Source organism: Streptomyces sp. MK37H, from assembly GCF_018035285.1.
In the GTDB taxonomy this organism is placed as follows: Bacteria; Actinomycetota; Actinomycetes; order Streptomycetales; family Streptomycetaceae; genus Streptomyces; species Streptomyces endocoffeicus.
In genome coordinates this window covers 21,333-34,652 of the sequence record NZ_JAAAYH010000045.1, presented here as the reverse complement: position 1 = coordinate 34,652, position 13,320 = coordinate 21,333, and the positions used below count along the sequence as shown (strand labels likewise).

The following is a 13,320-nucleotide window of genomic DNA, read 5'->3' as shown; positions in this document are numbered from 1 at the left end:
CCAGCCGAAGCTCGGATCACGCCCACCCTGGGGGCAACTGGAACGCCACGGCTGGGGAGCGGCGGGGTCACACCGGAAAAGCCATCATTCGGGCGATGTGGTCAACGAGCGTCTGCCGCCCGATGCTCCGCGCCGTAACACCTGTGGGGGCGTCGGGTGCGTCGACATTCACCACCCACAGCTCCTCGGCAGTGGCGTACGTCATGAGCAACGGTCCAGGAGTTTCAGCGAGCAGAACCAACTGGCCGACAACGAGAGCGTTGTCGATGACATGCTTCAGTGGTGGATCAATCGCGTCGCGCTCCAGAGCCCGCGGATCGAGTTCCTGAGGACGACCATCGTGTCCGGCAACCTCCTGTGGGTCGACCAACCGGCGGACGGTCTCCACTGCCTCCTGAACCGTGGCCACAAGGCTCAACGAATGCATACCGCCGCCGGTGACCTGCTCGACCAACAGCAGTTCAGGGGTGTGCAGGTAGACATAGACGTACTCGGTGCCCGCAGACGTGGTCCGCTCCACGACCAGGACCCGCTCGGCCGTCCCACGCAAGGCAAGCGCCAGCTCCAGGTCCGGGGAAAGGCGCATGTCCAACTCCACCTCGGCGGAGTCATGCTTCTCCTCCAAGGCCACATCGAGTTCAGCGGCGTTGGCGATCTCCACGAGGTCCCTCGACACCAACGACCGCAGCGCGGTTGCAAGCACCCACTCGCGCTCCTGAGCTGACATACCCTCCAGGTGAGGAGCGGCCACGATCGAGCTCTCAGCAGCAGCTGGATTCAGCGCTGCAAGCTCTTCGTCGGTCAGCCGCAGCAATGCCCGCGAACCCTCTTCAGCCAGGGTCTTGCCCAGCCCCTGGCGGACGTCCTCGAGCGTCATGCCGCCTTCGTACTGCTGTGGCACGGAGCCGACCTCTTTCTTCCTCACCAGAACTTCAGCTTCTTAACCGAGTTGACTGTGCCGTCCACGACGTGCTCGGCAGCTTTCACAGCGCCAGAGGGGTGAAGTGCGGCATTCACTGTCGCGTCCACTGTCTTATCTACGGTGTTTGTCACAGCATGCGATGTCGCATTCCAGGCCGATTTGGCCCCTGCGGCGATATCATCGCCCCACTTGTCGTAGATATAGCTGCCTGCAAAGTACGCCCCGGTGGCCCCCAGGACGGCCCAGCCCGCAACCGGTACGGCGGCAAGTGTGGCCTCCGCCGCCACAAGAGTGCCGCTGCCAATTGCTACTTCGCTCAGTGCGGCCGCCCCGCCTAGCGCCTGCGCCCCACCCGCAATGCGATCTGCCAACCCGCGACCGCCTTCGTGGTCGGGGTTTATAGCTTGCTTCAGTCCTGCGGCAATGGTAAATGGCAGCAGAGCCTTAGTTGCCTGCCCGGCGAGGCCAGACGCCCTGACACCGGCGCCAGCGACCCTCGAAAGCCTGCCACCGCTGTTTGCGATCGACCCCAGTTTCGAGTCGAGCCATTTTGTCCTCTTCAGCCAATCCAAGGCAGCATTCTCATTACCGAACCGCCGCCAAAGGGCCATGCCGGCCGTAATGCCGGTCCATACCTGCGGGAGCCTCTTGAGCTTTCGGTACCCCTCTCTAAACTCCTGGGACTTCTGGTACTCTTCACTGCTCTTGATACGTTCCAAGAAATCCAGTTCGGTCGTTCCGCTCCCTGAAGACCTCGCCTGGTGCTCGTCGTACGTGTTAGTGACCTTCGTCTGCGCCCTGTCGCGTGCCGCCTCACGCTGACGACGGGCCTCGGCGAGGATCTCTCGGGCCGTCTCCATGTCCTCAGCGCCCGGGTCTTTGAAAGCGCCAGGAGCCTTAGGGGGCGCGGCGCACTCGGTATCGTCAGTGGCGGGCTTGCTGTTGTAATCCTCGACTGCCTTATTGTAGGCATCCACTTTGGCATTATGGGCTTCGCGGGCCCGCTCCGAAGCACGCTTGCCTCGACCATAGGTGTCGATTGCTTCCCGGGCCTGGCGTTGCGCCCATTCCACGGTGTGAGCGACATCGGTCAGCGCCCCACTCGCTTGCTCACATGCGTGCGCGATCTGAAACCACTTCTTCGGCTCGGCAGAGACTCTCTTGCGGAAGGCGTCAGCCGTTTCCCCTTTGATCTCGTGGGAGTTCAGCTTCCGCAGCCCCTCACCCACATCAGCGAGCCCCTTCGCCAAGCCCCTCAACTGTGCAGCGTTCGACCGAAGTTTGGCCGCATCGCCGTGGATCAGCTCTTTCGGCTCCTCGGTCTGCCCTAGCTCCAGCTCGCCCGTACCCCACCCCAAAGCCTTCTCAACCCAGGCATTGGCCAGGCCGGCGTTCCTTGCGGCCGGGTCCACAGCGGTCGACGTAGGGTCGTTCCCCGGCATCAGTTTCCGCCCCCATCAGCGTTCCCCTGGCCTGCATTTCGACCAGCCCCCTTGCCGTCGGTCGTGATGTAATCCAAGATCGACGACTTCACGGTCTTGATGTCATCCCCGGAATCGATTCCCGGGCCGCTCTGCGGATAGGGCTGGGTGGTGTAATCCGATGTGCCGGAAGGGCCCCCAAAGCTACCGAGAATGCCGCTTGCCCCGACCCCGGCTACGCCTCTCGCTGCGCCCAGGGCAGCTCTGAGCACCCCCGCCCGACTCCGGTCCTCATCCCACAGGACACCTGCCGCCTGACTCAACTGGGAGCCGAGAGAGTTGGCTGTACTCTCCAGCATGTTGATGCCCAGCTGCCAGAACTCGCAGAAGTCCGTAAAAGTGCTGGCAAGTCCATCGCCGCTGGCTTCTGCTGCCGACAAGCTCATGTTGCTAAGGCTGCCAGACTGAGCAACACCTTTGCCTTTTCCAGCTCCCTCCAAACCCTGCAATGCCGATCGCAGGCTTCTTGTTATCCGCTCCTCGGCTTCCTTGGTAATTTTCAGCTCGCCCTGATTGACCACCCTCTGGTCCCTTCCCCCGCGCCATAGAAAGCGTTAACTGTCCCCTAACGCAGATGCCGTTCATCGTGGACCGGAGTGTTAGGAGAAAAAGAACTCACAGCAGCCCGCAGGCGCTCAGGATCAAGTCGCCAAAGTCGAATCGCACGACTTGCGAGGAAGAGATCGTGTTCGATGTGAGGAGCGAGCTTCGAAGTCTGCTCCGGCCGCAGCTTGCTGTTTGTGCCGGGAAGAGGCTGTGCTCCATGGTGTCGGCGCACGCCGATGAAGTCGGTCCATTCACTTTTCGGCGTGAACAGCCGCGCATTACCCAGAACGGTTACATCCCGCAGATACCTACGCCAAATCACTACGGAAATGATGTCTTGCCATGGGACAAACGCGGTATGCTTTGGAATACCGCCAAGGGTTACACCCGCCTGATCGACTCGAAGCATCAACACGCGCTTCCAACCTACCCCGAGCAATAGCTGAAGAGGAGTGCGGGTAAGGTACGCTTCGTAAACTGGGGGATCCATAAGACTCATTACACATCGCCGTCCGAGGTTCGGTACACCCGCTCCGTCGCCGCGTTACGATTCACGCCTAGTCCCGTGCCATATCCTGTCACTCCTTATACCTGCCTCCGCTTGCGCGCCCAGACAAGCCCTCCACCGCCCAGGGCGAGGACTGCGGCAACTCCGACTCCAACGTAGATAAGCGTGTTGCCATCTCCGTCATCACCGTCTGCCGACGAACCGGGTTTGTCGGCCTGGGCATTCGGGATGGGCGAGGCGGTGTCGGACTTCGAAGGGGCAGACGGAGATACGGAGGACTCCTTCCCTGGCACGTACTTGGGAAAGAGCGGATTGACGTCCGCTGCGCCCGGGTCTCCCTTGCCGTCGAGCAGGACCTGGCCAGGACGGATGATGCCGTAGCCGATGTACTCGCTGGGGACCCTGCCTTTGGGCTTGCTCGTCGTTTGCATCATTACGCGCAGAACCTGGTTGGCCGTCCATTTCGGATGGGCGGACCAGATAAGGGCGGCTGACGCCGAGACGATGGCAGTGGCATAACTGGTACCCGACTGCTCACACCAGCCTCCCCCGTCCTGGCAATGCCCAGGAATACCCTCGCCAGGGGCGGCGAGAGCCACTTGCGGACCATAGGTCGAAAACTTCGAAACCGCTCCGCTCTGATTCACAGCAGCTACTGCTACAGCCCCTGGAAGACTAGATGGATAGCCTGCAACATTGGAAGACTTACCGTCATTTCCCACGCCTGCGAATATAATGGCACCGCTTGAATTTATCTCATCCAAGCCATCCTGGAGGCGCTTTCTCGCATCATCTGTCAGTGAACTCGTAATGGTCTCCGAGAGGTTGATGACACGCGCCCCCCGCTTCACGGCATAGCGCATCGCCTTGAGATAGGCCGGCGTTGCATCGCCGATCCCGAGATGCCCCGAACTGGTCTTCACTGGAAGCACCTTCGCACCAGGCGCTAGTCCTTGGATCCCACCAGAACGTCCTGTCCCCGCAATAACCGCCGCCATGTCCGTGCCGTGGCCACTGGTATCGACGTTCGCTCCTTTCGGCTCGTGTGAAAAGTTCTTGCCCTCCAGAACTTGACCACGCAACTCAGGAAGCGAGTCATCAACCCCGGTGTCCAGCACGGCAACGGTGACACCTTTGCCTGTGCTTGTTCGCCACATCTGGTCGGCCCCCATTGCATCGAGGTACCACTGACGCGAACGTATGTCTTGAGCGATCGCTGGGGATGTAAAACTTCCCATGCACGTGATGAGTGCCGCAAGTAGCGTCAACCCACGCACTGAGCGCCTCTTGTTTCCACTGGACAAGACTGACATCCCTGCGAAATCTCCTGAGACTTCAAGTGCCGACTATTCAATGACGGGAGGCAATGCGTCCTGGCGCCCTAGCTCCCAGGCTCCCTGATCAACGACTGCATGTCCTTGCCGACTCTCGGGCCCGGGACCGCGACGGCCGGTGCCAGAGGCCCCAGAGGCGGAAGGCTCTTGTCCTTCGGCCTGACCCGACCGAACGAGCCCGGTACCCCCACGGGTGAATGCGGCCCCTCTTCCAAAGGACGAACGAGGATCCGCGATCGACCCCCCTGGCTCGGAGGCTACCCTGCGTCCTCTGCCCGACTCCCTGGAAGGATCACTTGCCGCACTACCTGAGCCGCCAGAAGGCGCCGCTCCTGACACGGGCCCACGTGTGTGAGATCCGTTCTCCTCGCCGATGGCGACTCCACGCTGAGGCGTGCTGGTGATACCGGGGTTCGACGTACGTGGCCCACTCACCGGTCCTCCGGGCTCCGAGGCCAACCGACGCCCTGAAGCCACGCCTTCGGTCCCTGGCACACCGGTCGTCCGCGCCATGGGGTGGCCGACACCACCCCCGGGGCCGCGGGACATCTGACCGCTCTCCTCCCCCACCACCATTGCACGCGGAAGGCGTGGGGAAGGGCCGAGGCGCCGCTGCTGTCCTCCCACAACATCGTTCTCGACCGGCCCCCGCGGCGTGAGCGGGCGACGCGGAGGCGCGCCTCCAGGTCCTGTTACACGTTCGGTCACGGGGAGGCGAGAGATGCTCTTCCCCGTCACGGGCGCGCTGGGTCGAGGGGGCGCTGTGGACGGCCCAATCGGGGGTGATGGCATCACGACGGGGCCTGGTTGCCTGGGCTGGTCCGCAGGCGGCATCGGAGTACGAGGTGGCGTCTTGACCTCTGGATCGTGGAGGGTGGCGGTCGAGTCGATATGGGTACCCGTCGCTTGGTGATGACTCGGCTCCGAATCCACCTGCTGTGATGCCGCAGGAATGTCGGTTTCCGTCTGCGGCGAGTGGCTCACGCCTGTTGCCGAATGAGGTGCTGTCCCTGTCGCAGTGCCGGAGTCGTATCTCCGTCCGGCATCTCGGACTTGGCCATCGTTGAAAGGGAGCGTCTTGAACTGCGGTTCCTGCTCCGCCGCCATCGTCTCCTGCGCCGCCCGGTAAGCCGAGGAGAGGCGCTCCATCTGGTGCCGGGCTTCTTCGGTCTCGCGCCGCTCCGCGTCCTGTGCTGCCGGGTCCTCGTGGGCTGCCCTGGGGCCCGGGGCCCTGGCCTCGGGCATGGCCGACTTGGTCTCGGAGAGGGCCTGGCCGGCCTGGGCCACATGTTGGCCGACCGTGGAGGTGAACTGACCGAAGCGCATGACTTCCAGGGCGAAGTCGTGGGCCCATTCGCGGAAGGCAGACCCCCCTTCGCCGGTCCAGTCCACGCGGGACACATGACGGCGCAAGTCCGAGCCGATGTCGAGGATCTTCGGGCCCGCGTCGCCCAGGGCGGTGCCGGCGGCGGTCAGTTTGTCGGGGTCCGCGTTGGCCAGCATGGCCCGCAGATTCTCCACCGACAGACCGTCGAACTCCCCGTTCCCCATGTCTCCCCCTATTTGAAGTTCGAATCGGCGGTGCCGGACTCGCCCGTGCCGGTCTTCCGTGCCTGGTCCTCGTTGTGCCCGGCACCCCGGTTGTCCGCGTTCTCGCCGTAGTACTTGGCCGTGCGGTCCTGGATGGCACGGAGCCGATCGGCCTGTTCGGCATCGATGCTCTCGTAGCCGCGGTCCGAGATCTGGACGGCCATGCCCAAGGCTTCGAGCTGGTCCCCCAGCGTCCTGGAGAACTTCTCCAGGCGGTCGTGCAGCTTTTCATAGGCGCCCGCGAGGTCGGCGGCGGCAGAGAATTCCGCGCCGAAGGCGGCGTGTGCGACGGTCTGGTCGCTGATCTTGCTCTTGGCTGCCGGGGACTCTTCGAGATCGATGAGGATCTTGTCGATCCTGCTCTTGAAGCTCGCCAGCGTCTCGGCCTCCACCTTGAGGTCCGACCCGCCTCCGCGCGCCCTGCTCGCGCTGGCGTCGTTCGCCGGGACCCGGCTCCCCTCGCTCATCGGATTCCCCCCTACGGCGTACATGATGACGGTCGGCACCAGCTTAGTGGCGCAGGGTGTACGGCCCAACTTCATTGCCGAGAAGGCGACCTTGGCGATTCCAGGGCACAACTCAGGCATAGGGCGTATCGGAGAGGCGCTCCACGCGTCGTCCGGATCCGGGCGGCTCGGGGTACTTCCCACGGGTGAAGGCCGAAGCGAAGGCGCCCCGGTCACGGGATACGTGACCGGGGCGCCTTTGGCCGTGGCAGGTGGTACGTGGCAGGTGGCACGTGGCAGGTGGCCGCTACCTCACCGCTCGGGGAGCGTCACTTGCTGACCAGACCACGCGCCGTCGCATAGACGTCCAGGACTGCGAGCACGAGCGGCGTGATCGACAGCAGCATCGCGCCCTCGACCAGGTCACCGAAGCGGCCCCAGAAAGGCGTCACGCTCTTCTTCGGGACGATCAGAGCGATCGCGATGAGGATCAGCGCGCCGAAGGCAACGGAGGCGGTGAGCCAGACAGTACGGATGTTCAGCGGGCCGCTGTCGCCGCTGAGCATGTCGATGACGGCGCTCGTCGGCGGGTTGAGGGCGAGCCCCAGGATGAGGAGGGCGAGGGAGATGACGCCGGACGCCAGGACACAGGCGACCTGCCAGGTGTACCGGAACAGCCGGGCACGCAGCAGCATCGCCAGTCCGGCCGCCAGGGCGAGCAGTTGGGCCCAGGTGCCGTCGGAGAAGCCGAGCACCGCCGACGAACCCACGACGACCGCCGCACAGCCGCCGACCAGGCCGAGGAGAAGTTCGTGGCCACGCTTGACCTGGGCCGCGATCCGCTCGCCGTCGACCGGCCGGGGGGCGGCAGCGGACGAGGGATTGTCCAGGTCGACGCCGCCGGAAGCGCCGTAGTCGTTGCGGGAGGCGTCACGGGGCGCGACGTATCCGATGGGCAGACGGGCGGCGCGCGCGGAGAGGCCGGGAAGGAACGCGATGGCGGCGATCGCGACCGCCGCGCAGACGGCCGCGGTACCCGCCGCGCTGGTGTCAGTCATGATCTGGCAGAAGGTGGCCAGCGTGCCGAAGGCCGAGAGGACGACGGCGGCGACGAACGGAGCGTCACCGGACGGCATGGCGGCGACCAGAGCGACCGACACGATCAGGACGGCGACACAGCCGAGCAGGAACTGGAGGCGGCCAATGCCCTCGCCCGCCTCCAGCGCCAGGACCCCGGATCCACCGATCATCACGTGCGGGAGTGCCGCGAGGCCGAGGGCGATGGCGGAGGCCCGGTCGTCGTAGACCCGGGCCCGTACGCCGGCGAAGACCGCGAGCAGCAGACCGACGCCACCGGCGATGACGCCGGGCAGTCCATGCATGTCGTGCTTGACCGGGTCGGCGAACCACAGGACGAAACCCATGAAGATCAAGAGCAGCGCGCCGCCGAAGAGTCCGCAGGCCCGCAGGTAGCGGGCGTTCCACAGGGCGTGGTCACCGGCCACCGTCGAGGCGATCGCGTCGGAGACGTCGTCGCGTACGACGGGCGGCAGGGACTGTGCGAAGGGGCGCATGGACAGCACGTCCCCGTCCAGCACGCGCTGCGCCGCGAGGGAGCGGGAGCCGTCCAGGACGGTGCCGTCGCGACGCACGAAGTGGTAGCCGACCGGCGTCCCCGTGGGCTGGGTCTGGCCGGTCAGCCTGAGCATCTCCGGATACAGGTCCGCAAGGGCTATGTCGTCGGGGAGGGCGACGTCGATGCGGCTGTCGGGTGCGACGACCGTCACTCGGCTGAAACCGGTCGATGTGGTCGAACTCACCTGCGGGGCCCTCTCATTAGCGTCTCGCCGCGTCTTCCGTCCGGACGCGTTCATGTCTGACAGTGTGCGAGAGGTCACCCTACCGGGCGCCAATTGTCTTCCCGACACGTAGGATCGGTTCGTTGCCGGGTAGGTGCCGCAATGACGCGCGGCGAGCGTGCGTGCGGGCCCTCAGCAGGTCCTCAATTGTTCAGTCCGCATCGGGGGATAGACAGGCCGATGAGCCAGATCATCGTGAAACGTCCACCTCGGGAGATTCCTCCCGAGATGCCCGCGGATGAACTCCGACTCGAATCCCCTCCCGAGTTGCCTCGCGGCGATCGGGAAGGCATGGCGATGCAATTGCTGCCCATGCTCGGCATGGGCTCGTCGGTGGTCTTCTTCTTCATGCCGAATTCGGCACCGTTCATGAAGATCATGGGCGTGATGATGTTGCTGTCGACCGTATCGATGGTCATCGCACAGGCGATCCGGTATCGCAAAGGCGCCCAGGGCGAGGCGGTGGAGGGCCGCCGCGACTATCTCAAGTACCTCGCGAAGACCCGGCGGAGGGTGCAGCGCACGGCGCGCGCGCAGCGCGATGCGCAGTTCTTTCTCCACCCCTCCCCCGAGCAGCTGTGGTCGCTGGTGGCGGAGGGCAGCCGGCTGTGGGAGCGGCGGATCACCGACGACGACTTCGTGCAGGTGCGGATCGGGCTCGGGCCGCAGGAACTGTGGACCCCGCTGGTGGCGCCGGAAACCGCCCCGGTGGAAGAGTTGGAGCCGCTGTCGGCGGGCGCCATGCAGCAGTTCCTGGCAGTCCACCGGTCGCTGGACGGCATGCCGATGGCCGTCAGCCTGAGGGCCTTCTACCACATGACGGTCTCCGGCGAGCCGGGGACGACCCTGGAGACGAGCCGGGCGCTGGTGGCGAGCCTGGCCGCACTGCACTCGCCTGAGGACCTGGTGATCGCGGTGGTGGCCGCGGCGGGTGCCACGGAGGAGTGGGACTGGGTCAAGTGGCTGCCGCACACCCAGGTGCCGGGGTCGGTGGACGGAGCCGGCACGAAGCGGCTGTTCAGCGACAATCTGGCCGAGGTCGAGGACCTGCTGAAGAACCGTCTGGAGGGCCGTTCACGGTTCAACCGGGACGGGCAGCCGCTGTTGGACGCACCGCATGTGGTGGTGATCCTGGACGGCGGTCTGGTGCCGCCCGACTCGCTTCTGGCCGCCCAGGAGGGGTTGCAGGGCGTGACGGTGCTGGAGGTCATCCGTGGCGGCCTGGACGAGCTGCGCGGCGGACTGTCGCTGATCGTGCGGCCGGGTCTGCTGCGGGTGGAGTCGGCCTCGGCCGTGTACGAGGGCGTTCCGGACACCTTGTCGCTGGCCGGAGCCGAGGCGCTGGCGCGGCAGCTCGCTCCGCTGCGGGTCTCGGCGGGCGGCGGGGATGATGAACCGCTGCTGACCAACCTGGAGTTCACCGATCTGCTCAACCTCGGCGACGCGGCGTCCATCGATCCCGTGGTCACCTGGCGGCCGCGCTCGACGGCGGAACGGCTTCGCGTACCGATCGGGGTCGGGGAGAGCGGGGCCCCGGTCATGCTCGACCTGAAGGAGGCGGCCCAAGAGGGCATGGGACCGCACGGCCTGTGCGTGGGCGCGACCGGCTCAGGAAAGTCGGAGCTGCTGCGGACGCTGGTGCTGGGCCTGGCGGTTACGCACTCGTCCGAGACGCTCAACTTCGTCCTCGCGGACTTCAAGGGCGGTGCGACCTTCTCGGGCATGGCGGAGCTGCCGCATGTCGCCGCGGTGATCACCAACCTCGCGGACGATCTGACGCTGGTCGACCGCATGCGCGACTCGATCACCGGTGAGCTTCAGCGCCGTCAGGAGCTGCTGCGCTCCGCGGGCAACTACGCCAACATCCACGACTACGAGAAAGCGCGCGCCGCGGGCACCCCGCTGGAGCCACTGGCCTCCCTGGTCCTGGTCATCGACGAGTTCAGCGAGCTGCTGACGGCCAAGCCCGACTTCATCGAGATGTTCATCCAGATCGGCCGCATCGGCCGGTCGCTCGGGGTGCATCTGCTGCTGGCCTCTCAGCGCCTGGAAGAGGGCCGGCTGCGGGGTCTGGACACCTACCTGTCGTACCGCATCGGTCTGCGGACCTTCTCCGCCGCCGAGTCCCGTACGGCGCTCGGCGTTCCGGACGCCTATCACCTGCCGTCGGTGCCCGGTTCGGGGTATCTGAAGTTCGGTACCGAGGAGATGGTCCGCTTCAAGGCGGCGTACGTGTCCGGGCCCTACCGTTCGTCCACGTCAACCGTCGTGGGCAGCGGTCCCATCCCGACCGACCGCCGTCCGGTGCTGTTCAGTGCCGCCCCGGTGCCGGTCCACTTCGCCGAGCCCGACCCTGCTTTCACGTACACGGCGGACCGCGACCGGGTGGACGACGCGCTGGCGGACACGGTGCTGGACGTCATCGTGAACAACCTGGAGGGACGCGGTCCGGCGGCACATCAGGTGTGGCTGCCGCCGCTCACCGAGGCGTCGTCCCTGGACCAGCTGATGCCCCAGCTCGCCGTCTCGCCGGAGCGCGGTCTGCATGCCGGCGGCTATGCCCGCAGCGGTGGTCTGTGCGTACCGATCGGCATGGTGGACAAGCCGTTCGAACAGCGGCGGGAGATCTTCTACCGGGACTTCTCCGGCGCACAGGGCCATATGCTGATCGTCGGCGGTCCGCGGTCCGGTAAGTCGACCGCCGTGCGCACACTGCTCGGATCCTTCGCGCTCACCCACAGCCCGCATGAGGTCCAGTTCTACGGCCTGGACTTCGGCGGTGGCGGCATGATCGCGGTCGAGGGGCTGCCGCACGTCGGCGGAGTCGCCTCACGTCTGGACCCGGAGAAGATCCGCCGCACGATCGCCGAGGTGACCGGCGTGCTGAACCGGCGCGAGGAGTTCTTCCGGGACAACAACATCGACTCCATCGGTACCTACCGTCAGCTTCGTGCCTCCGGGCAGCTGCCGGGTGAGCCATGGGGCGACGTCTTCTTGGTGATCGACGGCTGGCAGTCCTTCAAGACGGACTACGAGATGCTCGAGCCGATCGTCGCCGACATCGCCACGCGCGGCCTGGGACTCGGGGTGCACCTCATCGTCACGGTCACGCGCTATATGGAAATGCGAGCGGCGCTCAAGGACCAGTTCCTCGCCCGGCTGGAGCTACGGCTCGGTGACCCGATGGACTCCGAGCTCGACCGTAAGGTCGCCGCGAATGTGCCCGTGGGTACCCCCGGCCGCGGCCTCACCCCGGAGAAGCTGCACTTCCTGGGCGGTCTGCCGCGTATCGACGGTACATCGGGCAACGCCGACGACCTGGCCGAAGCGACCGCCGCGTTCGTCAGGGCATCGGTGGACAACTGGCCCGGTCCGCACGCACCGCAGGTGAGGATGCTGCCGCGGACTCTGTCGGTGCGGGAGATCCCCTCCGGTCATGAGCAGCCGGAGCGAGGCATCGCGATCGGCATCGACGAGATGAACCTCGAGCCGGTCTTCATCGACTTCGACACCGACCCCTTCTTCGCCATCTACGGCGAGTCGGAGTCCGGCAAGACGGCTCTGCTGCGTCTGCTCATCAAGCAGATCACCGAGCGCTACGCCCCCGAGGAGGGGCTGTTCGTGGTCGGCGACTACCGGCGCAGTCTGCTGGAGGTCGTGCCGCAGCCTCATCTGGTCGGCTACGGCACGACGCAGAACGCCTTCGAGAAGTACATCGCCGACATGAACACCCTCATCAGCCAGCGCATCCCGGGGACGGACGTCACCCCGCAGCAGCTGCGCAACCGGAGTTGGTGGTCGGGGCCGCGGGCCTTCATCGTGGTGGACGACTACGACCTGGTCGCCACCTCGTCCGGCAACCCGATGTCCGAGCTGGTGGACAACCTGCCGTACGCGCGGGACGCCGGCGTCAACATCATCGTGGCGCGGACGACGGCCGGCGCGGGGCGCTCGTCGTACGAGCCGTTCATGCAGCGGTTCAAGGAGCTGGGCGCACAGGGGGTCGTGCTGTCGGGTTCACCGGGTGAAGGCGAGCTGCTGGGCCAGGTCAAGGCCCGTCCGTTGCCCCCGGGGCGGGGCGTCTTCGTCTCCCGGCGTGGCGGAGCGTCGCTGGTCCAGACGGCGTGGGTGCCGTCGGTGGACTGAGGAGGGATGGCGGGCTACGGCCAGGCCTGGAGCAGGGCAGGGCTCGCACGGACCGGGCTGCCCCGGCCGTACGAGTTCTGCCCTGCCGCTCAGCGAGCGCTGCTCGAGCGGCTCACAGCTCCCTGACCAGCCGAGCGGCCACCTTGAGCGGGAGCGATGGGTACTGGCGCCTGACCTCACGGAGAGCTTGCGCCGGACCCTTCGTCTCCCGGATTCGCAGCAGGGCCGCGCGGTCCACGGACCCACGAAGGTCCTCGAACGACGCGAAGTTCCCGGCGTACCAGGACTGCTCCTTATGCCGCCTCGCCAGGAACTCAGCGGTTCCCGGGCAGAGGATCGCCAGCGCGCAGAGGACGGCGATCAGCGGGGGCGGGGGGAGGCCGATGGCCCAGTCGGTAACGGCTGGGAGCATCAGCCAGGCGAATGACGCCACCCCGACGGCCCAGAGGGCGACGCGAGGTCCGTACACAGGCTCACCTCATATCGTC

The 13,320-nt window shown here is 65.9% G+C and carries 9 protein-coding genes; 2 read left to right on the top strand and 7 right to left on the bottom strand.

Annotation, left to right across the window (positions count from 1 at the left end):
- Positions 1–67: 67 nt before the first annotated feature.
- The 3 genes from GWI24_RS09695 to GWI24_RS09685 are packed head-to-tail and all read right to left on the bottom strand — an operon-like array spanning position 68 to position 2,924.
- Positions 68–925: a hypothetical protein gene (locus GWI24_RS09695; RefSeq protein ID WP_210945478.1), complete on the bottom strand. Its 858-nt coding sequence runs from the start codon at positions 923–925 to the stop codon at positions 68–70.
- Positions 922–2,334: a putative T7SS-secreted protein gene (locus GWI24_RS09690; protein WP_210945477.1), complete on the bottom strand. Its 1,413-nt coding sequence runs from the start codon at positions 2,332–2,334 to the stop codon at positions 922–924. The genes GWI24_RS09695 and GWI24_RS09690 overlap by 4 nt, the downstream gene beginning before the upstream one ends.
- 29 nt (positions 2,335–2,363) lie before the next feature.
- Complete coding sequence (locus GWI24_RS09685) at positions 2,364–2,924, bottom strand: hypothetical protein (protein WP_210945476.1); 561 nt, start codon at positions 2,922–2,924, stop codon at positions 2,364–2,366.
- Positions 2,925–2,977: 53 nt separating this feature from the next.
- On the opposite strand from GWI24_RS09685, the gene GWI24_RS09680 reads away from it, so the two are divergent.
- The gene (locus GWI24_RS09680; protein WP_210945475.1) at positions 2,978–3,391 is read left to right on the top strand and encodes a hypothetical protein; all 414 of its coding nucleotides are present in this window, start codon (positions 2,978–2,980) and stop codon (positions 3,389–3,391) included.
- 143 nt (positions 3,392–3,534) lie between these two features.
- On the opposite strand, the gene GWI24_RS09675 is transcribed toward GWI24_RS09680, so the two are convergent.
- The 3 genes from GWI24_RS09675 to eccD all read right to left on the bottom strand — a co-directional run bounded on the left by GWI24_RS09675 (position 3,535) and on the right by eccD (position 8,647).
- Complete coding sequence (locus GWI24_RS09675) at positions 3,535–4,629, bottom strand: S8 family serine peptidase (protein ID WP_210945474.1); 1,095 nt, start codon at positions 4,627–4,629, stop codon at positions 3,535–3,537.
- Between the two features lie 1,721 nt (positions 4,630–6,350).
- Positions 6,351–6,968 (bottom strand): hypothetical protein, encoded by a 618-nt coding sequence (locus tag GWI24_RS09670; RefSeq protein ID WP_247616120.1) that lies wholly within the window; start codon positions 6,966–6,968, stop codon positions 6,351–6,353.
- 188 nt (positions 6,969–7,156) lie between these two features.
- A complete protein-coding gene (eccD, locus tag GWI24_RS09665) occupies positions 7,157–8,647 on the bottom strand; it encodes a type VII secretion integral membrane protein EccD (protein ID WP_210945473.1) in 1,491 nt (496 codons plus the stop codon).
- 219 nt (positions 8,648–8,866) lie between these two features.
- Here eccD and eccCa point away from each other — a divergent pair, with 219 nt between their 5' ends.
- Positions 8,867–12,832, top strand: a complete 3,966-nt coding sequence (eccCa, locus tag GWI24_RS09660) for a type VII secretion protein EccCa (protein ID WP_210945472.1) — start codon at positions 8,867–8,869, stop codon at positions 12,830–12,832.
- Positions 12,833–12,944: 112 nt separating this feature from the next.
- On the opposite strand, the gene GWI24_RS09655 is transcribed toward eccCa, so the two are convergent.
- Positions 12,945–13,301, bottom strand: a complete 357-nt coding sequence (locus GWI24_RS09655) for a hypothetical protein (protein WP_210945471.1) — start codon at positions 13,299–13,301, stop codon at positions 12,945–12,947.
- Positions 13,302–13,320: the final 19 nt, after the last annotated feature.